This is a genomic window from Scytonema sp. UIC 10036 (assembly GCF_009725235.1).
The window spans coordinates 13,472-38,496 of the sequence record NZ_WJFC01000062.1; the positions used below are offsets into that span (position 1 = coordinate 13,472).

The 25,025-nt window shown below is 39.7% G+C and carries 20 protein-coding genes and 1 CRISPR repeat array; of the genes, 14 read left to right on the top strand and 6 right to left on the bottom strand.

Features of this window, described 5'->3' with window-relative positions; all coding sequences use genetic code 11:
- Positions 1-61: 61 nt before the first annotated feature.
- Positions 62-1,477 carry an HlyD family efflux transporter periplasmic adaptor subunit gene (locus F7734_RS26675; RefSeq protein WP_155747646.1) on the bottom strand — a complete coding sequence of 472 codons (1,416 nt, stop codon included), beginning with the start codon at positions 1,475-1,477 and terminating at the stop codon, positions 62-64.
- Positions 1,478-2,043: 566 nt separating this feature from the next.
- On the opposite strand from F7734_RS26675, the gene F7734_RS26680 reads away from it, so the two are divergent.
- Both F7734_RS26680 and F7734_RS26685 read left to right on the top strand, forming a co-directional pair.
- Complete coding sequence (locus F7734_RS26680; protein WP_155747647.1) at positions 2,044-2,595, top strand: TetR/AcrR family transcriptional regulator; 552 nt, start codon at positions 2,044-2,046, stop codon at positions 2,593-2,595.
- A 538-nt stretch (positions 2,596-3,133) separates the two neighbouring features.
- Positions 3,134-6,286 carry an EAL domain-containing protein gene (locus F7734_RS26685; RefSeq protein ID WP_207714219.1) on the top strand — a complete coding sequence of 1,051 codons (3,153 nt, stop codon included), beginning with the start codon at positions 3,134-3,136 and terminating at the stop codon, positions 6,284-6,286.
- 85 nt (positions 6,287-6,371) lie between these two features.
- Here the strand turns inward: F7734_RS26685 and F7734_RS26690 are convergent, their stop codons facing one another.
- The 5 genes from F7734_RS26690 to F7734_RS26710 form a co-directional block, all read right to left on the bottom strand.
- Entirely contained in the window at positions 6,372-7,046 is a 675-nt protein-coding gene (locus F7734_RS26690) for an HD domain-containing protein (protein ID WP_155747648.1), read from the bottom strand.
- Positions 7,047-7,114: 68 nt separating this feature from the next.
- On the bottom strand, positions 7,115-7,612 hold the full coding sequence (locus F7734_RS26695; protein ID WP_155747649.1) for a hypothetical protein: 498 nt from the start codon (positions 7,610-7,612) through the stop codon (positions 7,115-7,117).
- A 126-nt stretch (positions 7,613-7,738) separates the two neighbouring features.
- Positions 7,739-9,136 carry a TIGR03985 family CRISPR-associated protein gene (locus F7734_RS26700; protein ID WP_166482169.1) on the bottom strand — a complete coding sequence of 466 codons (1,398 nt, stop codon included), beginning with the start codon at positions 9,134-9,136 and terminating at the stop codon, positions 7,739-7,741.
- Positions 9,137-9,721: 585 nt separating this feature from the next.
- Complete coding sequence (locus tag F7734_RS26705) at positions 9,722-10,393, bottom strand: AAA family ATPase (RefSeq protein ID WP_155747650.1); 672 nt, start codon at positions 10,391-10,393, stop codon at positions 9,722-9,724.
- Between the two features lie 95 nt (positions 10,394-10,488).
- Positions 10,489-10,704 carry a hypothetical protein gene (locus F7734_RS26710; RefSeq protein WP_155747651.1) on the bottom strand — a complete coding sequence of 72 codons (216 nt, stop codon included), beginning with the start codon at positions 10,702-10,704 and terminating at the stop codon, positions 10,489-10,491.
- A gap of 416 nt (positions 10,705-11,120) precedes the next feature.
- Positions 11,121-11,814: direct repeats of the CRISPR family, unit length 37 nt; unit sequence GTTGCAAATTATACGAATCCCTATCAGGGATTGAAAC.
- A gap of 217 nt (positions 11,815-12,031) precedes the next feature.
- Here F7734_RS26710 and F7734_RS26715 point away from each other — a divergent pair.
- The 12 genes from F7734_RS26715 (at position 12,032) to F7734_RS26765 (ending at position 24,992) form a co-directional block, all read left to right on the top strand.
- The gene (locus F7734_RS26715) at positions 12,032-12,358 is read left to right on the top strand and encodes a CRISPR-associated protein Csx3 (RefSeq protein ID WP_243147104.1); all 327 of its coding nucleotides are present in this window, start codon (positions 12,032-12,034) and stop codon (positions 12,356-12,358) included.
- Between the two features lie 47 nt (positions 12,359-12,405).
- The gene (locus tag F7734_RS66270; RefSeq protein ID WP_347566287.1) at positions 12,406-12,939 is read left to right on the top strand and encodes a CRISPR-associated protein Csx3; all 534 of its coding nucleotides are present in this window, start codon (positions 12,406-12,408) and stop codon (positions 12,937-12,939) included.
- A complete protein-coding gene (locus tag F7734_RS66275) occupies positions 12,875-13,330 on the top strand; it encodes a hypothetical protein (protein ID WP_347566288.1) in 456 nt (151 codons plus the stop codon). Before F7734_RS66270 ends, F7734_RS66275 begins: the two co-directional genes overlap by 65 nt.
- Before the next feature lie 107 nt (positions 13,331-13,437).
- Positions 13,438-15,273: a hypothetical protein gene (locus tag F7734_RS26725; protein ID WP_155747652.1), complete on the top strand. Its 1,836-nt coding sequence runs from the start codon at positions 13,438-13,440 to the stop codon at positions 15,271-15,273.
- Positions 15,270-17,513 (top strand): RAMP superfamily CRISPR-associated protein, encoded by a 2,244-nt coding sequence (locus tag F7734_RS26730; protein WP_155747653.1) that lies wholly within the window; start codon positions 15,270-15,272, stop codon positions 17,511-17,513. The genes F7734_RS26725 and F7734_RS26730 overlap by 4 nt, the downstream gene beginning before the upstream one ends.
- A complete protein-coding gene (locus F7734_RS26735; protein WP_155747654.1) occupies positions 17,422-18,288 on the top strand; it encodes an RAMP superfamily CRISPR-associated protein in 867 nt (288 codons plus the stop codon). Before F7734_RS26730 ends, F7734_RS26735 begins: the two co-directional genes overlap by 92 nt.
- On the top strand, positions 18,285-18,863 hold the full coding sequence (csx19, locus tag F7734_RS26740) for a CRISPR-associated protein Csx19 (protein ID WP_155747655.1): 579 nt from the start codon (positions 18,285-18,287) through the stop codon (positions 18,861-18,863). The genes F7734_RS26735 and csx19 overlap by 4 nt, the downstream gene beginning before the upstream one ends.
- The gene (locus tag F7734_RS26745; protein ID WP_155747656.1) at positions 18,850-21,408 is read left to right on the top strand and encodes a TIGR03986 family CRISPR-associated RAMP protein; all 2,559 of its coding nucleotides are present in this window, start codon (positions 18,850-18,852) and stop codon (positions 21,406-21,408) included. The genes csx19 and F7734_RS26745 overlap by 14 nt, the downstream gene beginning before the upstream one ends.
- A gap of 41 nt (positions 21,409-21,449) precedes the next feature.
- Positions 21,450-22,568, top strand: coding sequence for a putative CRISPR-associated protein (locus F7734_RS26750; RefSeq protein WP_155747657.1), 1,119 nt, complete (start codon positions 21,450-21,452; stop codon positions 22,566-22,568).
- Positions 22,569-22,932: 364 nt separating this feature from the next.
- A complete protein-coding gene (locus F7734_RS26755; protein WP_155747658.1) occupies positions 22,933-23,142 on the top strand; it encodes a UPF0175 family protein in 210 nt (69 codons plus the stop codon).
- Between the two features lie 30 nt (positions 23,143-23,172).
- A complete protein-coding gene (locus F7734_RS26760) occupies positions 23,173-23,721 on the top strand; it encodes a nuclease (RefSeq protein ID WP_347566289.1) in 549 nt (182 codons plus the stop codon).
- 95 nt (positions 23,722-23,816) lie between these two features.
- Positions 23,817-24,992 carry a GNAT family N-acetyltransferase gene (locus tag F7734_RS26765; RefSeq protein ID WP_155747659.1) on the top strand — a complete coding sequence of 392 codons (1,176 nt, stop codon included), beginning with the start codon at positions 23,817-23,819 and terminating at the stop codon, positions 24,990-24,992.
- The last annotated feature ends 33 nt before the right edge of the window (positions 24,993-25,025 follow it).

Genomic DNA, 25,025 nt, shown 5'->3' on the forward strand with positions numbered 1-25,025 from the left:
ACAGGCGCAGAGCCTTGCGCCGTTACTAACAACTAACCACTAACAACTAACCACCAACCAATCACAAATCAATCATTGCTGTAACTTGCAAATTAGAGAATTGTGCTGCTTTCCGGCTAGATGTTTCGTCCAGTCGAACGTGGACTTCCACAACTCTTGCGTCGATGTTGCTCGTAGGATCGCTATTCACGACGTTTTGTCTCTGGACTTGCCAACCCACTCGCTCGACTATTCCCTGCAATTCATCGGGCATAGACTCGCTTGTTAACCGTACCTTCTTTCCCGTTCGCACTTTCTTGATATCGCTCTGGTAAACCTCTACCACTGCATACATCTGGCTGGTTTGCCCCATTTCTGCGATGCCTTCATTAGATACGACTTCTCCAGGACGGCTGTGAATCTTTAACACTTGACCATCTTGAGGCGATCGCACAAAAGCTTGTTTGAGATTTGCTTCGGCTCTTTTCACGGCTGCTATGGCTCGATTGACTTCTGCTTGAGCTGTCGCCACATCCACAGCACGCACTTCAGAGATTCTATCTAAAGTTGCGCGGCTTTCCTTAATTTGCTGATTTCGCGATGTTTCTATGCGTTTGAGGTTGGCTCGTGCTTCTGCGAGTTGTTGTTCTCCTGCAGCTTCTATGCGTTTGAGGTTGGCTCTTGCTTCTGTCAGTTGTTGGTTTCGCGATGCTTCGATACGTTTGAGGTTGGCTTTTGCTTGTGCAACTTGTTGTTGTGCTGTAGCCAGAGCTAAACGCTTGTTATCTAGTAAAGATATAGCGATCGCACCCTGCTCGTACAGTTTTTGATAGCGTTGGAATTCTGCTTGGGCATTATCCTGTTGTGCTTGAAACTGAGCAATAGTTGCTTTTTGTGCTTCTGTTTCTGTTTGTTTTTCTGCTTCTAGGCGGGCGATAGTGGCTTTTTGTGCCTCCATTGCCGTATCTTTCTCTGCTTGTATGCGAGCAACATTGGCTTTTTGTGCTTCGACTTCTGTCTCTCTTTCCACTTGTATGCGAGCAACAGTGGCTTTTTGTGCCTCAATTTCCCCCTGTTTGGCACCTGCTTTAACTTGAGCAAGATTTGCCTGTGCCACCCGCACTTGCTCTTGTGCTTCTGATAGTGCTGCAGCAAGGCGATCGCGACTATCTAAGATAGCGATTAACTGCCCTTGTTGTACCATAGTTCCTTCTCGAACTAGGAGTTGTTCTACCCGACTTCCTTCTGCTGATGCCGGCGCAGACAGTTTTACCACCTCTCCTTTAGGCTCCAAACGTCCCAATGCTGTTACCGTTTTAATCTCTGGAACAATCGTCTGTTGCGATAAGCTTGCCGCAGTATTGCTCTGAAATTTTTGGAATTTATGAAGACTTAAGCCACCTACTATAACAGTTGCTAAGAGAACGAGAAAAGCAGGCGGACGCAGAAAAGGCTTTAAAGGAGATGAACCCTCAACCTTGGACGAGTGTTCCCGCATAGTTATGTTTCCATCGGATAAAAAAAACTAAACCGTTTAGTCTTATAATATATCTTAACTAAACCAAAAATTTAGTTTTGCTTCTACCAGTTTTTATTTACACTCGCCAAAGTAGAATTATCTATGGTGCCTGTGATGTTTTCCAACCCCACTCAGCAGAACCAGCTTTTGCTGGATAAAGTATAGAAAAAGGTTACCCAAGAGCAGGTGCAGAAACCATATATCTTAGGTGGCATCTTCAGGTTTTGTAGCGGTCATAAAAAATACTCTGCCATTACTAGTAGTGCCTATGACTGTTTGAAAATTGCTGTCCTAAGAGATATTGCAAAAAAATCAATGTAGTGATATGAAAAACCAGATATTGCAGAAACTGGCTCATAACGAAGTAATGAAAACCAATTTTCCGCTCTTTGTAGGGGCGCAGTGCTTGCACCTCTACTACCTAACCCCTACCCTACCCCCTACCCCCTTATCCCCAGCCAGGAACAAAAAAATGGTAAAAGCAAGAACGACTGAGTTGAACGGGATAATCAGCAGATAAGGTTGAACAGATTTTGCAAGGTGCGATGCAAGAGTTTTTATCCCATGGCTATGCTGAGACTAGTATGGACAGGGTAGCATCATGCGCTGGTGTTTCCAAGGCAACAGTGTACAGTCACTTTCAAGATAAACAGGGATTATTTAAAGCACTGATAGAAAAACTAGCGCAAGAACGATTTCACTCAGTTTTTGGGACAACACCTCTAAAAGGAAATCCTAAAGTAGTCCTGCGTCGATTGGCATTAAAAGCATTGAATGAGATGCTGGATGATGAAGAGTATCGTGCTTTTAATCGAGTCTTGATAGGAGAGTCCGGGCGTTTTCCCGAATTAGCTCAGTTTTGTGTTGGTAGTTTGATAAAGCCCGCGATCGACATTCTCAGTCAATACCTAGCGACTTATCCAGAACTTAAGATAGCCGATACAGAAGCAACAGCAATGCTTCTTGTTAGTTCATTAACCCAATTCGTCATGATTCAAGAGACTATGCACGGTAAGAATCTTATTCCCATGGAGAGCGAACGATTTATTGATGCGTTAATAGATTTGATTTTGAAGCCAGTTTCCTGTGAGCTATAAAACGAAACATTTTTTGGTAACTTGCTTGATATCAATATACTAATTATGACACGGGGACGCGAACCCGTGTAGCGGCGTAAGGCTTTACACCTTTACTAACTACCAACCGCAAAGTTAAGAAACACGAATTTGATGTGAATTTTTTGTAAAAAAAGTAACATTATCTTTTAATTCGAGTAAAGTTAAGAAGACCTTAAAAATAGCTTTGACAATCAACAGAAAAGCGCTAATCCAAATAGTAAAGCCTATTCAAAACACTTATTTTGTTTCTAGCTGTTTGTCATAAATTGCTAAAGTCTTTACTGTTCAGTGATATTGCTTAATTAAAACTGAAACTTATTTTTCAGTATAAAAATCAGCAAAATTACTTATTCTTTTTTTACTGGTAGTCTGCTAATAGAACTTTGCGAGGTTAACAGCAGCAAAGTTAATGTGACAGAGTACTAGTGTGGGAGTGCGGTGAAGTAGTTTGTCCAAGCTTGCCAAATAAGGTTAAACGTATTGCTTTCGGTTCCCTTTGATTTATATAACTCTGGCAATGGTTTCTACTCGTCGCTACGCTTACACAAATCAGCATAGGCTAAACAGGGCAAACAAAAAGTTGGCACAGCTAGCTACTGAATGTAGTTCTGGTTGCCAGAAGACCGATCGCGGGCTACTAATGGAATTAGAAATTTGTCAGCAATCAAAAGCAGGCTTGCAAGAACTACTGAATTCGTTGGTAGAACTTAGTCCGTTTCCTATTGCGGTTATCTGTTTGGAAAGCGGTCAGATTTTATTGAAAAATCAGCTTATAGAACCTTTTTTTGGGGTAGACTCGGACAAAAGTCTCGATAAAATCACTCCTAGCTTATGTGCTCATCCTGCTTCATGGTCTTATGTGGTTAAACAACTCTACAAAGGTGAAACTTTAACATTACATACAGCAGAACTCAAAAAAGTGAACGGAACTTCTTTTGAAGCAGGAATTTCAGCTAGAGCTATTAACTACGAAGGGAAACGAGTAGCACTTTTTATGTTTGTGGATAAAACCGAGCAATTGAAGATAGAGCAGATGAATGCTTTATTAACAACTGCTATGCAATTCTCAGACATAACCAAATGGCAGCAGGTAGAGACAGAACTCAAAATTCGTGAAAGACAACAAAGAGCCATAGCTGAATTAGGACAGAGGGCATTGGCTAACACCGATTTGTCAGTACTGATGGACGAAACTGTTCGTTTAGTCACTCAAGTTCTAGATGTAAAACTTGGCGGAATTTTAGAACTGTTGCCTGGAGGTAATATTTTACTGCTTCAAGCAGGGGTTGGTTGGCATGAAGGGTTCGTGGGATCGGCAATGGCTGGGACTGAACCAACTTCTCTCTTGGGTCATACTCTGTTAACTTCAAAGCCAGTAACTGTTGATGATTTGCGGGTAGAAACCCGATTTGATGGTTCTCCGCTACTGCACAATCACCGAGTGGTTAGCGGTATTAACGTTACGATCGCAACTCAAGGAAAAGCATTTGGCATTATAGGAGCATATGCGACTCAAGAGAGGATATTCACTGACGATGATAGCTATTTCCTTCAAACTGTGGCTAATGTCTTGGCACTTGCAATTGAGCGCAAACAATCTGAGGAGCGCTTGCGTTTGATGGAACGTGCGATCGCAGCTAGCAGCAACGGGATTGTCTTAACTGATGCCCTTCAACCAGACAATCCCATCATTTATGTGAATCCAGCTTTTGAGGAGATAACAGGTTACCAAGCGAGTGAAGTTATCGGCCAGAATTGCCGTTTCTTGCAAGGAGACAAGCAGAATCAGCTAGCCCTTGACGAACTGCGTAATGCCATTTTGGAACAAAGAGATTGCCAAGTGACTTTACGTAATTACCGCAAAGATGGTACTCTTTTTTGGAATGAACTTTATATAGCTCCTGTATTTGATTCTCTTGGGTACTTAACTCACTTCATTGGCGTTCAGACCGATATTACACAACGTCAAGAGGCTCTTCTTGCGTTACGACAACGGGAGGAACAATACCGCTCAATTGTAGAAACAGCAACTGAAGGAATTTGGTTACTCAATAAAGACAACGAGACTACTTTTGTGAACCAACAAATGGCAAATATGTTGGGCTATACAACTGAGGAAATGCTCGGCAAGATGTTATTTTCTTTTATGGATGAGGAAGGAATTGCAATTACTAACGCTAATCTAGAACGTCGGCGTCAAGGTATTCACGAAATGCACGATTTTAAATTCCAATGTAAAAATGGTTCTCCTTTGTGGGCGATTGTTTCTTGCGCTCCAGTATTTGACGAACAGAAAAATTATGCTGGGGTGTTGGGAATGGTTACTAACATTACCGAGCGCAAACAGATGGAGGAAAAGCTAGTTTACCAAGCTTTTTATGATGCTCTAACGGGACTACCCAACCGGGTGTTGCTTATGGAAAGGCTTGGACAAGCGATCGCACAAGTCAAACGTCACCCAGAAAATTTGTTTGCAGTGTTATTTCTGGATCTCGACCGCTTCAAAGTTGTTAACGATAGTTTGGGTCACGCAGTGGGCGACCAACTCCTAGTCGCGATCGCTCAACGTTTGCAAAGCTGTTTGCGACAAAACGATACCGTTGCTCGTTTGGGCGGAGATGAGTTTACGATCTTACTGTCTCATATTCAAACTATCGACGATGCAACTCTTGTTGCAGAACGCATTCATCAAGTACTCAAATCCCCCTTTAACTTAAGTGGATATGAAGTTTTTACAAGTGCCAGTATTGGTATTGCCATAGGTACAACTCAGTATGACCAACCTACAGATGTGCTGCGAGATGCTGACACGGCTCTTTACCGTACTAAAGAACAAGGTAAAAGCGGGCACATAGTCTTTGATACTGCTATGTACGAACAAGCCCTAGCACTTTTGCAATTAGAAACGCAATTGCGTCGGGCAATAGAAAGGCAAGAGTTAAGCGTTTATTATCAACCAATTGTGTCAGTTTCCACAGGCGCTATTACAGGCTTTGAAGCACTAGTTCGATGGCACCACCCCCAACAAGGAATGATTTCGCCAGACAAGTTTATTCCGATAGCAGAAGAAACGGGGCTGATTGTCTCAATTGGTCAATGGGTACTTCGTGAAGCTTGCCAACAGTTGCGGCAATGGCAGAAACAATTTCCTGCTTTTAAGTCTTTGAACATCAATGTTAACCTTTCTGCCAAACAATTTTCCCAACCCAATCTTGTTAAGCAAATCAGCCAAATTTTAAAAGAGACTAACCTTGCTCCTAGCAGCTTAAAGTTAGAAATCACCGAAAGCACAATTATGGCAAACTCTGAAACAGCAGCCACCGTGCTTAAGCAATTGAAAGCCTTTGGCGTGCAATTGTGCATTGATGATTTTGGAACAGGTTACTCATCCCTTGCTTATTTACATCGTTTTCCCATTGATGTTTTGAAAATTGACCGTTCTTTTATCAATCAAATTGATAGCGATCGTGAGCGATTAGCGATCGTGAGCGCAATTGTTACCCTAGGTTCTCATTTAGGGTTGAGTGTGGTTGCTGAAGGAGTGGAAACAATGGAGCAGTGGGCACAACTTAAGCTGTTACAATGTGCTTTTGCACAGGGGTACTTATTTTCAAAACCCTTGAATGCAGAAGACACAGGTGTATTACTTGCAACAACACTAGGGTTTTAATAAGATTGTGGATTATAGTAATTTATTTAACCGCACCAGACGCAGATTACGCAGAGATATGAGGAGAGAAGTATCTTTACAACATTTATTTGTCATATGATTTTTCTAAAACTGTATTATTTATCTGTTGTATTTCCTGCAAAATATTAGAACGCGCAGATAATTCAAAAGCTTGAAACATGAATGGTGTGTAGTAAATGCGATCGCGTTGCAAAAATTGCTGCAAAACCTGTTTTCTTCCTGCAAGATACTCTGCTTGTGGTACCCAAGCATATTCTTGCCGAATTGCTACAGCATAATTACCGTACTCAACGGGGGGACTGCCTAATATTGCCAGATCTGCATCTAGAAGAACCTGGCAATCAATATCATTCGGTGCAGCTTGATGAAATTTAGTACTCAAAATCAAACGGCTGACGGTAGCAATAATCCTTGAGGAAAGCCTCAGAGATGCAAGCAAATGACTGGCATATTTAGCACTTCTCTCTTCATTGTCATGTGCTTGGGTGTCATAAACCAAGTCATGAAACCAAGCAGCAAGTTGAACAACCTCCAAATTCTGAGTTTTATCTTGTAGACTTTCTATTATATTGAGAATATATTCTATGTGTTCTAGCGTATGATAATAGCGTTTGGGACTAGAGTAAGCTGTGACTATTTGAGTAAACGTTACCTGGGCGATATCTGGCGTAACTTCAAAAGATGCAAGTAAATGCTGCCAGCGCTCCAATAATTGGTTGATAGTGTCATTAAAATTCATAATTAACAGTGTAGGTTGGGTTGAGGAACGAAACCCAACAATTCAATTCAATATTGGATTTCGTTCCTCTATTTAAAAGCACTCTTATCTCTTGGAGAAAGAGTTTTTAAAAAAGATGCTAAATTCTCAACAGAGACTAATTCATCAAACATCCCCGGAACTGTATTGCGAATTCTTAGCTCGATTACCCTGCCCGATTTATCTTCGAGAAATTCGTAGATGAGATTGTTGTTAACAGCCTCTTTGAGAAGAGAATAGTGTGGTGGGAATGCTTTGATAGCTTTGGCTCGCTGTTCTTTTGATAAAGCAAACCACACTTTATCTTTCCTATGGGGTTCAATTAGAGCGATCGCTTCTTTAATTTGGTTCCAGTCAGCTTGACCGATAGCTGCTTCTAAGAGGACTTCAACTGCTTTAAGTTCTAGTAAAGACAGTTCGCTCAGAGGAGTTCTCAGGGGGGAGTTTTCCATCGAGAACTCGGCTTGGTATTGTGTAATTTTTTGTAGAGTTGTTTGGCGTTCGACACTCTCAACAGATACTACTGGTGGTTCCATAGGGACGGGCATGGGTTTATTTAGTTCCAGAACGCATTTTTTGGTTGCGTCTAAGAGTATAAACTCCTGTCCAAGGAAATTGATTTTGGGGAGCGTCGGGTTGAGGGTTTGGGTGGCGTATCCCACTCCGTACAACCATCAATAATTTCCACAATTGTGGTAGAGGTTAAATTCTGTTGCAACATCATCAGCTATATTTTTTCGCAATTCCCAAGGCATGATGACTTCAGCTTTTGGTCGCCATGCTCGTATACGCATACTGACGTTGTTATCGCCATGTCGGTAGTAGAGGCGATAGTAAGCATCTTTATCGGAACGATTTTCTAAAATTTTGAGCAATGTCTGTTGTTGTTCTGGTTGTTTTGTATTTTGCTGTATCAGATTTTTGGCTTGCTTGTAGCTAATTGCTTCAAAAGTTTCGTGTCGGAAGGTATTCTGAATATAGCGATCGTGAAAATTTCGGTCAAATCGTAACAGCATCAGTTGGGAGGGCAAATAGAAATCGAACCCCCACGCTTGAGACATTTCTATAGCAATGTAATCTGGGGTGGGTAAAGATGCTTTTTGATAGCACTGCTGTAAATGAGAGGGAATGACTGATGTCCATTCTAAGGCAGTCATTTTGTGAATGCGATCGAGGCGAAAATTGTACCAATTTGTTTTTCGTTCGGGGCTTTCACCATAAGCGCATAAATAAACTGCTCTCTGGACATAGTAGATGCAGACTGGGTAAACGATGCAATCCACAACGTTTCCCACCCTAGCACTTTTGTAACTGAGTTTAACCGGTGGTACGGGAGTTTTTGCCCAAAGCTGTCTTAACTTGTATTGCCAATCCTCTACTATATCAATGGTACTGCGGGGAATGACATAATCAAGTTGTAGGAAAAAGCGTTGCACACCGTTGATTTTTTGGGCGTAGGTTTCTGCGATCGCATGGCAGCGCCGCCGTACCCGGCTTATCGCAACCAAATCTTCCTGTAGAAAGTTTAATTCAAAAGCACTCAGTTGGGTAGGAGTGACTTCATCTTGAGAACTAACGGGACGTGGTGGGAATTCCCGCACGCGATGGTATTTTTGGGCTTTGTATTGCAGCCAACCAAGATCGGCGAGAGTTTGCAGATCGCCCTGGAGAGAACGACGAGTGACACCGAACAAACGCTGTTGTAGCAGTTGTTCCAGATGAGACAAATCCATACCAGTGTGAGCAAGCATCAATCCCTTCCACTGGGGAGCACTAATACTGGTTTTTTCACAAAATAACCACTCAGCTGTCGTTTTGGAACACGGGCAAAGAGAGTCGTGTGGTTTGGGGATAATATCTCCTTTAGGGTGCGTGCGAGTGAAGAATGCGTCCCGCCATTCTGCATAGGTGAAAGAGTCATTTAAAACCAAGCGCTTTTGACTGTTTCCGTATAACGAACACAACCACACCCACAAACGAATTGCACGCGACAGGTTTTGTTTGAGCGAACCGCGTGCCAACCACTGTAATAATTCTACATGGGGAAGATCTTGAAAAACTTGTTCAAACACTAGCCAAATTCCCGTAGGTGTAACTTTCTCTAGGATAAAGCCAATTGGAAGCAGAGTTTTCCAAGAAGGGCTTAACTTCAAAAGACGCAATTAAAGAAATGAAAACCTACATAACATGGCTACCATCTGCGCCATCGGCTCTCAATACTTGTCGGTTAAGCCTAAAAATACAAAAACAAGGAACGAAACCCAACATTTTACAAAAACAAGTTGAAGAACGAAACCCAACATTTTACAAAAACAAGTAGGTTGGGTTGAGGAACGAAACCCAACATTTTACAAAAACAAGTTGAAGAACGAAACCCAACATTTACAGACATTTGTTGAGTTTCTCCAAGGGGAAAGCCTAGGGCAAACGCATTAAAATTCTGAAAGCCATGTATCATAAGGGTTTCAATTTTTAGTAACAAAACCAAACAAAGGCTGAAACCTTTGTCCAGCAAGCATTCTAAAAATAAGATGCGTTTGCCCTTGATTGAAGGTTAATTATCCATCAGATGCCCAACAATTTGGGTATATAGTAATAACTTAGTTAACTCCTTAAGAGAGTTTAGAAAATCTCACTTTTGGTTTCGTGTTATCATATTAAATTTCCTTTAAAAGACCATAAATTTCTTCACTCAAATTCTCAAATTCTTTGACTGCACTTTGAGTAGAATCTAAGAAAGTTTTGTTTTTTTTGAAATCCCAAATAACAGATTCTGCAGTGAAACAGTCTCCTACAACTTTGCGATCGTGTATTATTGTTCTGAGCAATTTAATCTCAGGAATTTTATCTAATAGGGGAAAAGCTTTCTCTTTAGAGCTACTTCTGACTGAAGCACGAGATAAATAAGCAGCCGCCACTGAGGGTAGACCGCGAGAAATTTTTCTCGCTAGCTTGATTGCGCGCAGTGTCTTGCTACAAAAAGCTTCAAGATCCAAACCGACTGGCTGGATTGGGGATACGGATATATCAGAAAAGCATAAGAGGCTTTTATTTATTTCCAATATCTCTGGTACACCATCCACCACCACAAAGTCATACTCTTCATTCAGTTCAGGTAGCAGTTCTATTATTTTATCTGGGTCTGTGATGTGACTGCAAGTTATTGCAGTATCCAGATATCGCAGCCAGAAGCTGGAACTACCTTGCTCGTTAGCATCGACAAAATGAACTTTTTTTTGCTTGTAGCGTTCCAGCCAAGAAGCAAAAGTGACTGCTCCTGTGGTCTTGCCACAACCCCCTTTAATATTGCAGAACGAGATAACTGTCATTATTACGCAACTCAGTAACTGAATTACTTTAGCTAAGGGAGTCTAAATTATAGCAAGATTTAGAGTTTTTCATACAAATTGGCTTTAAATCTTTACTAAGTAATGCAGTTACTTGAGGAAGGCTGAGACCCACCAGAGCCATCGCTCGCAACTCCCAAGCTCAAATCTTCTTGAGTGGAACCGAATTGCTTGACAAATTCCAGAGTTCCTCTAGCGGAACTCCCAAAATTTTTCAGATCGGTATTAGCAGAGAGTCCGTATGGATTGGTATTAAGTCCCTCAGAAGCAGTAGAATTACAGCAGAAGCTCATTGCTCAGTAAAATTAATATGTGTAATATCTGCGTTCAGCATGATTTATATAAATTACAATTTTCAATCTTTAGGTTTTAGTGTAAAAATCAAAAGGGGAAAACTAGGGGACTGGAAACATTAATCTTGGCTATTAGATCGAGTCCAGTTGAGCACCTAACGTAATCAAACTATGGCGGTTTTCAATTGAGTGCAATACATGAAATAATTAAGGAACCGCAGATGAACGCAGCCTGTAGCAGATGAACGCATATAAATCTGTACTTCATTCAAGTGAGAACCGCTATATACTCAAAGGATAAGATAAATATAGTACAGATGTTTCAAAAAGCGCGGATGGGTAGGTGTTCAAAAACGAGTAACTTAGAAAAGCCTTTCTATGCACACCGGATCGACGCAAGAAATCGGCATGCTCAGGTTGCAAATTATACGAATCCCTATCAGGGATTGAAACGCATCGGTGCGATCGCTGCTCAATATTCCCGATAGGTTGCAAATTATACGAATCCCTATCAGGGATTGAAACTTGAGAATATGCCATCACTGCCTGACACCGGGCTTAGTTGCAAATTATACGAATCCCTATCAGGGATTGAAACTCCACTATTTACACGAGTGGTAAGGAATTCCTGTGTATGTTGCAAATTATACGAATCACTATCAGGGATTGAAACTCAATTTAATTTATATCGAGGATTATATTCTCGATAATGGTTGCAAATTATACGAATCCCTATCAGGGATTGAAACCATCGCAAGGTGAAGCCGTAGAAATTCCCCAGTACGTTGCAAATTATACGAATCCCTATCAGGGATTGAAACTCTAGCGTTTGTCCTTGGTGGTTTTGGTGGTTTGGGTTGCAAATTATACGAATCCCTATCAGGGATTGAAACCAATTTATAAAAAGTACCGCGCTTTATTTGATTAGTTGCAAATTATACGAATCCCTATCAGGGATTGAAACGAAGTTGAAACTTTAGAGCAACAAAACACAAGACTTAGTTGTAAATTATACGAATCCCTATCAGGGATTGAAACTCTTTTCCTGCTGCCAACAAAGCGCTCGTTGAGTGGTTGCAAATTATACGAATTACTATTAGGAATTAAAAGTCGATTGATAACGGGCGATCGCCTGAAAAATATAGCGATTCTCACTTGACTGAAGTACAAATTTATCTGCGTTCGTCCGCGTGCATCTGCGGTTCCATAACTATCATTCACCAACAGCATCATTAAAAAAGTAAGGGATCTTGCAGTTCCTCACTATCAAGTGTAAGTTGTCTTTTTTATGGAATATGCATCTTCCAGCAGGAAGTATGATAGACCCATGAGTTCACAGGTTAATGAAATGACGACTTACAAGATGGAACTGAAAGACGAGATTTTGCGAGTCAATTTTGGAGAAGCCGCCCAAAATGACCGGATTGTACAAGACACTAACGCCCGTCTCGAAGAAATGATTGACTCAGGCGAACTCATCGGAGGACCTTTACTTAAGGTTAACGGTCCTGCTTCCATACCAGTAGCATTTGCGATCGCACATAAAGTTGCTCACCTTTATGGTGCAGTTGGTTGCTTTGACCCCAAGTTAGGGAAATATGTGATTTGTATCACACACAATCCAGCGTATAAGTTAGGAGACTTGATTGATTAATTTAAATTCAGGGTCTGGGTGTTGATGTTTTTACCACTGTTCGATCGATGAGTACTTACCATATCAAGTTAGAGGGTGATGTTTTAAGAGTCAAATTTGGTATACCAGCTAATGGCGACCAAATTGTCCAAGATGCAGCAGCGCGTTTGGATGAAATGATTGCTTCCGAAGAAATCAAGGGAGGACGGTTGCTGAAAGTAGATGGTCCAGCATCGCTAGCTGTGGGGTATTTAATAGCTCATAAAATATCTCACCTGTATAGTGCGATCGCTATTTTCGATCCCAAAATTGGCAGAAAAGGTTACAAGACGTTTATCGTCGTTATTTCCCATACTCCGGCGTACAAGATTGGTGAATTGATTGAAACTGATGAAGCTCAAAAAGAGAAGTCGGCGCTCAAGGTTGTGCTTTGCGGTCCTCCACAGTCGGGGAAATCTTGTTTGCGGGAAGGATTGAAGCAGGCGATCGGTATTATTGAAGGAGCACCCTATCCTTATGTAATTACAGCCTGTCCCGATGGAGAAGGCGCTTGGTTTTCACCAAGCAGCAAGAAGAGATCCAGAATTAGCAAGACGACTTAAGGAGGAGTATAAAGCTAAGTTCACCCCAGAATTTGCTCAGAAAGCGTCTGGGTGGGTAAGAAGTGCAAATTTACCCATCAACATTATTGATGTGGGTGGCAAAATGACTGAAGAGAACCGATTAATTATGCGGGAAGCAACTCACGCCGTTATTTTAGCGGGAGATAAAGGTAAGGACGAGGTTCCGAAATGGGAAGAATTTTGTCGAAATTTGAATTTGTGTATAATTGCTAACCTTTATAGCGACTACGAAGGGAGTGAGGATAGGATTGGGAACGAATATCCAATGCTAACGGGTAGCGTTCATCAACTCAAACGGGGAGAAGATGTTTCTAGTCGTCCAATGGTGCAAGCCTTGGCGCGGTTGTTAGTGGGATTAAGTAAAGGCTAGAGGAAATCTTTTCGACAAGAAGCGCTAGTACTACAAAACATATACATCAGCCGGATTACAACTTTTTTTGTAAACCGACTGATAGATTGATTATCTAAAGAGAGATTATGCATTTAGTACTCATTGAAACATCAGGCAATCAAAACTACATATTTTCCACAAATAAGCTTAAAGAAAACATTGGTGCTTCTGAATTAACCTACTTAGCTGGAACAGTGTGGGTGTTAGATGCAGTGGCACATATTAACGATACTTCACAAATATCTCTCCAACCTGGAGATGGAAGTGAGGAACTAAGAAAAAAATTACTTGACCGACAATTGAATAAACCTATTGAAGAATTTAATAATACCCATATTGAAGTAATTATTGCTACTTCAGGTAAAGCACTTTTATTAGTTAGAGAGAAAGAGCATGCCATAGAGGTGATTCAAAGAGTAACACGTAAAGCCTTAATTGAAGCACCAGGATTAGATATTTGTGGTGCAATTCAAGAATTTGATTGGAAGAAAGATAAGTTAGGAGATGTTAATCGCAAAATTCACCAAAAGTTTGAGGTAATTCGTTCTCAAAAACCTTCTCTAGCTTTGCGTTTTCTACGTTTACCTATTGTAGATGAATGTTCCACAAGTGGTTTACCTGCTTACTCATGGGAAAAAGATAAAGAAGGTAAAACTATCTTTAAATCCTTCGTCAGTGAGAAAAAACAAAACTGTAGTAAGCAAGCTTTGACAAGATTTGAAACTCTTTTAGAAAAAGAAAAAATAGATATTGATTTTCTAGCTAGCATTAGAGCTTTGAATGAAGAACTAGGTTTGGATAAAGAACAGGAAGATAAAACCAAAAAGGTTTCACGTAGAAATCATAACAATTTTAAAAGAGAGTGGCTAGCTATAGTTCATGCTGATGGTAACGGGTTAGGAGAAATTTTTCTAAATTTAGGAAAAATTATTGGTAGTAGGAATTCTGTAGACAAGGAAAACAGGAATTACGTAGAAAAGTACAGACATTTTTCTATGGCTTTAGACATATGTACTGAACGAGCATTTTTAAAAGCACTATCAACTTTGTTAAGTGTATCTAAATCAGACAAAACTCAAAGTCAAGCCAAAATTTTTCCTTTAGTTCCTTTAGTAGTTGGAGGAGATGACTTAACTGTAGTATGCGATGGTAAACAAGCGTTACAGTTTACTAAAGTTTTTTTACAAGAATTTGAGAACAATACAGAACATCTAGACAAACTTCCAGAGGAATTACAACACATACAAGGAGTTATTCCTGAAATAGCTCAGAAATCTGCGTTAAAAGCTCCACGATTATCTGCTTGTGCTGGAATTACTATTATTAAACCACATTTTCCTTTCTCTACAGCTTACGAGTTAGCAGAAGATTTGATTAGAAGTGCAAAAAAGGTTAAAGATAAAATCAAAGTTAAAGACAAAATCAAAAAAGAAGCTGAAACTTATCCTTGCTCTGCTCTAGATTTCCATATTTTATATGACAGTAGTGGAGTAGATTTAGATACTATCCGTAAAAAGTTAGTGCTAGATAGTCAAAGGACAAAACTCTATGGAAGACCTTATATTGTTACACCAGAGAATAAATTATCTGAAGTGACAGATGGAAAAGAGTGGGCTAAACAGCGATACTGGGAAATCTTGGAAAAACGGGTTCAAACGCTCAAAGCGACAAAGGACAGAAGGCGCATACTTCCTAGTAGCCAAATGCATGATTTAAGAGAAGGATTATTCTTAGGAAAAAATGGTGCTGATGCTAGGCTCAAACTCATGATAAATCGTTATCAACCAGAAATTCGTGAGCTTACAGTAAATTGTCAAGGTGAAACTCTGTTTTGGGAAGAACAGGAGGACAACAAGATAATTTATGTTACGGGGTTCTTAGATGCAATGGATGCTGTGGATTTTTTTGAGAGGGAATCATGAGTAATCAATACAGTATTAATATAGAAATGCTAAGTGATTGGCATATTGGTTCTGGCACAGGTCGTTCTGGAAGTATAGATCGTTTAGTAAAACGCGATCGTGAAAACTTGCCTTTTATTCCAGCTAAGACATTGACGGGAATTTGGCGAGATGCTTGCGAACAAGTAGCATTGGGGTTAGATGGTGATAATCCTAATAAACCATGGCATAAATGGGTTCAATATATTTTTGGCAATCAGCCTGCTTTGGAATTCCGTACAGGAAAAACATCAGAAGAACAGCCTCAACCAGCTATTCTTTCTGTTCGTCCTGCTCAAATACCACCTGCTCTGAAAAATGCTTTAAGGAATAAACCCTTACTCCAAGAAGCTTTAACTTTTATTAAACCTGGAATAGCAATCGATCCTGATTCAGGTTGTGCAAAATCAGATTGTTTAAGGTTTGAAGAAATGGTGCGATTGGGAACTCAATTGGTAGCTACTTATACCTTAGAAGGGTTAGAAAGTGGTTCTTATGAATACAAAACTGTCCAATCTCTATTAGCAGCAGGGGTAGCAATGATAGAGCGTTTAGGAGCTAAACGCAGGCGTGGTGCAGGAAAATGTAGGGTGGCTATAAGCTATCAACTTGAAGATGCTATTGCATGGATTGAAAAAAATCTTACTCCTGAATTACCTCCAGCTTCAAAGAAAACCGAGCAAGAAAAACAGGCTTTAGAGTGTACAGGGACTTGGTGTCGCGTAGAACTTAGCTTGGAAGCAAAATCTCCTCTACTCATTCATTCTAAAACTGTAGGTAATTTAGTAAAGACTCTTGACTATATCCCAGGCACTTTTCTACTTTCAATGTTTAGTAATAAACTCAGGAAAGTCGGAATAGATATTGGTGAGGTAATTGCTCAAGGAAAGCTAATACTTACTAATGCTACCCCAGAAGTTGAGCAAAACGGCTCTAATAAAAAGGAGCGTAAGGCAGGTAAACCTATTCCATTAAGCTTATTTTATAAAAAATCGGACAAAGAACGGGAAACCAAAATAATCGAGAACAGATTACGAAATTCCGCAGAGGATGGCTCACAATTTAAAGGATATCGCAGTGGATACATTAGTGACTTGACTACTTCAGATGAAGCTGTTTCAGTTGTACTAAAAATAGTAACTAAAAGTGTAGAGACACACAACACAGTTAATGACGAAATTCAAAGACCTAATGAAGATGTAGGTGGTGTTTATAGCTATGAAGCGATCGCTCCAGGTACTCGATTTCGGGCTGAATTACGCTTGTGTCAAAGTCTAGTAGATGTCATTCAAGACTCCAACTGGCAATTATTAGCAGGAGATTATCACATTGGACGTACAAAAAAAGATGATTATGGTTTAATTTCTCTAAAAGTAGAAAGCGAATCTTATAATGCTGATACTGTTACAATAGACCCAGAGAAAGAACTCACTGTTTGGTTACTTTCAGATGTATTGATTCGAGATAAACGATTACGCCCAACAACAAACTTATGTGATTTTGCTGAAGTTTTAGGTAATAAACTAGGTGTTAACCTGAGAATCAAAAGTGCAGAGTCAGAAAGCACAGAATCAAAACGTGATGAAACAATGAGCTTCTTAGCTCGCCAAAACCGAATTGACTCCTGGCAAACTCGATGGGGACTACCACGTCCTTCCTTAGTTGGTTTAAGTGCAGGAAGTTGTATGATTTTTAAAGTAGATGGGAATTTAGATCCTACAAATTTATCGGATCTACAAATTAGTGGCATCGGTGAACGTCGAGCAGAAGGTTATGGACAAATTTGTTTTAACGCTCCAATATTGAATGAACCGATACTACATATTAGTAAACCTCGGAAAAATGATGCAAATGTCCAGAAAAACACTGTCTTGATTGAACCTAAAGAGGATGGAAAAATTTTTGATTACGCTCGACTTATTGAAAGGGAAGCTTGGCGAGTAGCTATTCGTAAAGCTGCTTTACTTTTATCAGATACTAGAGAGTCGCGCCAAGAAATAATTGGTTTAGAAATTCAAAGAAAACAAGGCAAACAAAAAATTGACAGTAAGCCATCAACAAGTCAATTAGGTAATTTACATTCTGCATTAGAACAGCTTCAAAAAGGAATGGAAACCTATAGGGTCATTGATGGTGAAAGCTGCACAAGACGGAATGACAGTAGATATTTTACCGTTAGTCAGTTCAGTGAATCAGCAAATAGCTTTAGTATTGCCTGGTAGTTCTATTAAAGGAGCATTGCGATCGCAAGCTGAAAGAATTATTCGTACTGTTTGTAAGATTTCGTTAACTCAGGACACAGAAGGTAAACAACGATTTTTAGAACAGGTGCAAGTTCCTTTAGTAGAAACTCTGTTTGGCATCGCAGCTAAACAGCAACCAGAAATTCAAGAGGAGGATCTTCAAAAATGCAACTATAAACCAGGTTTAAGTGCTTTGTCCGTGGATGACTGCTACAACGTTCAAAAAATAGAGCCTAAAAAGTGGCAATCTGTTACAGATGCAACAAACAGTCAAGAACTCCGTACTGCACTTAATAACACTCCAATCAAACAAACCCAACAAGCATTTCATGTTGCTATCGATCGCTGGACTGGAGGAGCGGCTGACGGATTTCTCTACAATAATCTGGAGCCATTTAATATTGAGTGGGAAGATATAAACTTAACTCTTAATTTAAAACGCATTCCTAAAAGTGAATTACACGCAACCCTGGCATTATTACTTTTAACCTTACGGGATTTGTATGCTGGACGCATTCCTCTAGGTTATGGAGTGAATCGAGGTATGGGAGCGATCGCTGTTGAAAAAATCTGGCTCCATGGAAAAGGATTAAAAGAGGAATCACTACAAGCTTTTGAAAAACAGAATGTCGAACTTAATTTTACCCCTGAAGGAGGTATGCAAATATTAGATTCAGAATTTTTAACTTCATTGAACAAACATTGGCAAGCCTGGATTGAATGTAACCGTTATCAATCGGAAGTAACAGTATGATAGACCTCTATACACAAGCTAGTAAGAAGGATATAACTTTGTCAGACGCAATTTATAAATCTAAAAAATGTCTGTCTGATGCAATAGGGTTACTTTATACACCAGAAAAATGTTGCTTTGTTAAAATAAAAAATGGAAAAATAGAACCTCATAAAGATGAAATAATTAATCTAAATTCTGTGTTTGAAGCAAGAGTTTTTAATAAACAAGCAGAATTACGATGGCTGAATGAAAAGAGCGGTACAGGCAAAGCAGTATTGCTTTCCGAGACAGAAACAAATTTTTGCCTTTATGAAAAAGGTAAGTTAAAAGAACTTGACAAACATCCTCAGAGCTATTTGTTATGGGGACAAGGAACGGGAACAGATATAGGTGAAGGTTGGAGCCGATTATCTACCGCCAGAATTGGCAAATTAGATATTCCCATTCCTGGCGTGAAATCTCAGCAAAGAGTACAAATTACAACTTGTGAATATTTTTGTGTTATTGACGAACACGGAAATGTAGCGGTAGTCGAAGAACGCTTATTAAACCTAGAGCCAATAAAGGAAGAAAAAAAGCATGGCAGTCATTAGAGGTAAACTAGTTGTTATACCAACTAAAAATAAAAATGATAGTGGATTAAGAATTGTCTTTACCACTAAAAAAGGCTTATCTGTACGTACACAGATACCACTAGGACAATTACACTCCGAGCTAGTTACTCAATCTCTCGACCAGTTAAGTGGTTTAGAAGTTGATTTAGAATTAGAAAATGGTCAACCTAGACGCATTCGACCAGTAAATCAACTTTGGCATAATTCCTTAAATACTTCTGATACTGTAGAAGGTTTTAGACAGACAACAGAGGTAATTCAGCAGAGAAGTTCTCAGAAAAATTTGCAGCCAAAGAAAGTCATTCAACCATCTCCAGCTACTCAAAAAGCAAGGAATTCTAGCGCTTCAGGAGACTTTCACAATCCTTATAACTTTATCCCTGCACTTCCCCGCCATCATTTACAGAAGTTTCAAGAAGACAATCCAGGATGGGAACTTGGAGATCGCAATCCTTCTGGTCATGAATCTTATCAAGACAAATTGTGGAGTGGTAAAATTTCTGTCACGTTGACTACTGTTACACCTTTGCTCATTCCTGATGCAGCCAATCTTAAAGAATTAACAGAAGGAGAGAAAAAGGGGCATAAAATTTATCGAGTTCGTTTAGATCCCAGATATTTAGATAGACAAGGAAAACCCTATAAACCTTATTTACCGCCTACTTCAATTAAAGGAATGTTGCGCTCGGCTTACGAGGCGGTCACTAATTCTCGATTATCTGTATTTGGAAAACACGAAAATAGATTAGCCTACCGAATGCCTGCCAAGATTGGATTACAGATGGTTCCTGCACGAATTGAAAAGGAAAAAATATATCTTTATCCTGGTAGCTCTTGCATTGGTAATGATGGTACACCTCAAGGAGAAATGTATGCAGCTTGGTTACCAAGATACAATTGTCATGATGCTGATTTTTCTAAGTGTGCAGTTAAATATCAACAAGGTCAATTGCCTCAACATGGTCAATCAGTCACTGCATGGTTGGAAAAGTACAAAAAAATAGATCGTCAAGGTAACGTAATTTTTACATATTGGCGAGTTCGTAAAATTGCACCTGTGGGTCAAAACCTTGGCAATCCGCCTTGCTCAGGACAACGAAATGGAAGGCATGAGCCGATTAGTGAAGATATGATCCAAGTCAATGGTTATGTCTGTATCACTAATAAAAACATTGATAACAAGCATGATGAGCGTTTATTTTTCTGCTATCAGCAAGCACCTGTTGAAAAAGAACTAACTCCCGACTTGCATCGCAAATGGAACGAACTGATTATTAATTATCAAGAAATACATCAAGATGAAATTGCTAAGGGAATGCAGGGACCGCCTGCTCTTAGTTTTTCTAAATGGTCGCGTCACATAACAGGTGGATATACAGAGCATAACTTATCTAATGGAACGCTTTGCTACGCTCATGTTAGAAATAATAAAAGCCAACTTGAAATACTAGGATTGTATCCTGTAATTATTGCTAGACAATTATTTGCAGTAGCTCCCCTGAGTTTATTTTCAGAAGAACTGAAACCAGCAAAACAAATAAATCAACTATCACCAGCAGACCGAGTTTTTGGATGGGTTTCTCAAGAAGGAAACGGTTCATACAAAGGTCAACTGAGGATTAATGCAGTCAAATGCGAGTCAGATAAAGCTATTCAGAACTTTGACCAAGACCCTTTTCCCAATGGTTTACCTCTAGCAATTTTAGGAGAACCTAAACCAGAACAAGCACGCTTTTATATTGCTAAGAATCAGGATGGAGAACCTTTGCCCGATGGAACTAAAAAAGTTGAAGCATACCAGGAAAAGCAAGGGTTGCGCGGAAGGAAAGTTTATCCTCATCATCAGTTACCTAGTGAATATTGGAACACAGATTCTGATACTATCAAGATAGGCGATCGATACCGTGAGTACCTGCGACTGGGTAAAAAGCAAGATAATCAAAATCGCACAATTCAAGGTTGGGTTAAGCCTGGAACTAAATTTTGTTTTGAAATTGATGTTATCAACTTATCTGATATTGAGTTAGGCGCACTTTTTTGGTTACTGCAACTAACAGATAAAAATCCCGAATATTTTCATCGTTTAGGTAGTGCTAAACCTCTAGGTTTTGGTAGTGTTGAGTTAAAAATTGAACAAACAGATTTGCGAACAGGTCAGCAATGGCATGAGTTTTACTACTCTTTAACAGAAGTTATCAAACCAGAACAATCTGAAGTAAGAAACTGTATTAAAGAGTTTCAAAAAGCTGTTGAATATGCTTATGATGCGCCTTTTACAAAAGTATCTTTTATTGCAGCTTTTCTTCAAGCTGCTAGAGGATTTAAAAAACCTATTCATTATCCAAGAACTACTGAAAACCCTAATACAGAGGGTAATTCCTATGAATGGTTTGTAGCTAATGAGAATGATACTAAGACAGATAAAGCACTCAAGCTGTCTCTTCCTCCACTGACAAAAGATTTGGGTTTACCTCTGTTACCCAGAATTTCTAAAAACGAGCAAAAAAAGTCTAGCGAGCGGTAAACAAATTAATCCAGTACCAAGAATTATTAGGAGATTTTGAGATGCTTACAACGGTTATATGTTCTGTGGGAACTAGTGCTGCCAAAGCATTGGGAGTTAAACCAGCAGAGCTAATGAATTGGGTTCAGCAACAAAACAGTCTGGAAGAAGCTGCTGAAAAAGTATTCTCTACTTTTCGTGATATTCATCCTGAAGGAGAAAGCTTGAAGACAAAATTATCTGCCGAGATTCATTCTCTTGTGCGTATTGGCATTACTCATCAAGATAGAATAATTTTGCTTGCTTCAAGTACAGACGATGGATATTGCTGTGCTCTTGCAGTTGAGAAATATTTGAAGCATTATTGGGGTGGCATATATGTCCAAGCAGAAAAAGTTCCAGGGCTTCAAGTTTCTGACGCCGATCTTTTCCGTACAATGGGTGTTGTTAAATTTGTGCGACGCATTATTGAAGAAGTTAATAGCTATGGTGCAAGTAACATTATCCTAAATCCAACCGGAGGATTTAAAGCATTAGTCCCTTACACAGTTTTAGTAGGTATGTTGAAAGGGGTTAAATGTGACTATATTTTTGAGCAATCAACTACTTTACTAGAATTACCTCCGCTTCCTGTAGAATTTAGTCGCTCGCAATTTCAAGTATATAAAAGCTTGTTTGAAAAAATTGAGCGTGAGACAGCAATTTCTAAAGGAGAATGGGAAGAGAGTGTTCCTTTTACTGAAAGGTCATGGTTTGAATCGTTAGTTGAGTTTTCCCACGGACAAGTGACTCTCTCTGCTGTAGGTTTATTGTTCCTTGAAGAAATTCGTAGTCCTTCAGCTTTAGTTCCCTTTCTTTCCCAAAAGGCTATCAGAGATTGTTTCGACAATCTAGCGCAGCTAGATAATTGCGATCCATTTCGTTTTCTATCACGGGTTGCTACTTCCAAAGAAGCTTTTCAGCAATCAGAACATATTAATGTTGGAAATGGATTGCGCTGGTTGAAACCTGGTAGGACAACAGACCGCTATTTAGTATCCGTAGAAGATTGGCGTCTGTTAGTGTGGAGAGCAATTCGTGAAGATCAAGAAGGTGCAAACTATGCAAATAGAGTTAGAGTCAATCCTGAGACCGAACGAAGAACATATTCCCCATTCATGCGGATGGATTTTGTGGACTAATCTTTTTAAGCAAAACAAGTTAAGTTACCAAAAGCTAAATATATAACAATTTCCACTTCCGTAAGGTACTCTAAAAAATAACTAACCGCAGCCTGTAGCCGATGGACGCGGATAAATTTGTCTCCGAGCAAGCTAGGAAACACTATATCTCGGATATCTCAAAATTAGTGCTTACTGTAAAACAGCTATTGAGTGTTTATGATTACTAGTTCGTAGTTGGGATGCATGCGAAGACAGCGCTACTAAGAACCCTCGTACTTGTAGGTTTCAATTCCCTAATTTCAGGAGGCTGAAACAACATCACAAGTTTGTCGAGAGGATATAATTTAACTAAGGAAATCTAACTGCAAGTGAGAAAAAAAGAATGACGATGAATGCACAAAAATCTGTAATGGTAGTTAAGCAGTATTATGAAGCATATCAGCTGGGTAATATCAGCTTAAGTAAGTTAGCCGAATTGTTAGAAGTTACCGTAGAAGAAGCGAAATGTGAGTTAAAAGTTAGAAATATTCCTATTAATTTAGGTGTAGACTCTAAGGAAGATTTATTAAATGACATTAAAAATGCTGAATAAGTTGTGTAAAAAGTCAACAAAATAGTGAGAGTGAATTCTAGTGAAGCAGATCTGTCACCAATCATTTTTGATAACACTGTACTAAGTAATTTTGCTCTAGTGCAAGCTTTTTATATACTCAAAAGTCTCTATTCTGGTAGAGCTTTTGTTGGTCAAGCAGTTCAACGCGAAATTCTAACAGGAATTGAAAGTGCTAGCCAATCTTTTAACTTAAGTAACAGAGCTAAACTACAGGAAATTACTCAAGCATTGTCCAATGGTTGGTTGCAAACTCCTCCGCAAAATAGTGGTTCAAATGACGAGGTTATAGAGTTACAGACTACTTCAGAATATAGTAAACGGTTTGGTGATGGGGAGTCTGAAGCAATGGCTATAGCTCGCAATCGCAATTGGGTTTTTGCTTCGGATGATGGGGCAGCCAGAAAGTTCGCTAGGGAACAAGGCATTCGATTAACTGGGTCTGTAGGTATTCTTGTTAAGGCAGTTCAATGCCAATTTTTATCTTGTTCCCTTGCTGATATCATTCATGCACAAATGATTGATGAAGGGTATCGTTCCCCATTACCCGTATTCTATTAATCCTCACCCTTTTGGATGAATCTTTCGGGTGAAGCGCTATCATCATCACCAGTTGTAGTATCCTTGTAGTTTAGTCCTGCTAGGTGATACAACTCATGACAGCCAAATTTGAATACAGCCAAGTGACGGATCGAGAGGACGCTCAAAAACTAAAAAATATTATTGCCCAGTGTTTTATCGCCCTTCGGGAAGACACTGATTTTTACTTTAATTGTATCGGCTTAGAAAACTTTCGTCTCATTCGTCGCGATCGCCAGATTGCAGGTGGGCTTGCAACAATTCCCATGAGCCAGTGGTGGGGTGGTTCCCCTGTCCCCACGATCGGACTTGCTGCTGTAGGTATTGCACCAGAACATCGCGGAGATGGATCTGCGATCGCACTATTACAGCACACACTAAAAGAATGCCATACCAAAGGAGTCCCCATCTCCGCCCTATATCCTGCAACTCAGCGTCTTTATCGAAAAGCAGGTTACGAACAAGGAGGGTTCTTTTGCTCTTGGGAAATATCTACCAATAGTATTCAAATCAAAGAACAGCCCCTTCCCCTTTTAGCAGTTTCCCCAGAAGAAGAAGCATTTCATAACCTTTACCCACAGAAAGCAAAATTCAACAACGGATACCTAGACAGACATCAAGCCATATGGCAGCAAATTATTAAACCTGACAATAACGAAACCGTTTACGCCTATCTGATTGGTACGGTAGAGCAACCCCAAGGTTACATCATCTTCAGCCAGCACCAAGATCGGGATGGCTCTTTCATAAAAATTAGAGATTGGGTAGTTCTCACACCTAAAGCTGCACAAACTGTTTGGAGTTTTCTTGCCAATCATCGCTCTCAAATTCAGTCTGTACACTGGAAAGGATCTCCAATAGACACCCTCACATTATTGTTACCAGAACAAACAGCCCAACAAAAATCTACCTTTCGTTGGATGTTACGTATAGTAGATGTTGCTAAGGCGCTAGAGAAGCGCGGTTATTTCAGTGCAACTCAAACAGAACTGCACCTAGATATTAAAGATGACTTGCTTCCAGAAAATAATGGTAAATTTATCCTGTCTGTTGCAAACGGACAAGGTGAAGTCAGAACCGGCGGGAAAGGAGAGATGAAGCTAGACATTAAAGGATTAGCACCCCTCTATACAGGCTTGTACACACCCTACCAATTGCAACAAGCAGCATATCTAGATGCAACAGAAACAGCCCTGTTAGCAGCAACTCAAATCTTTGCTGGTGCATCCCCAAGTATGTCTGATTTCTTTTAAAGAGTTAGTAGTTAGTGGTTGGTCGTTAGTCGT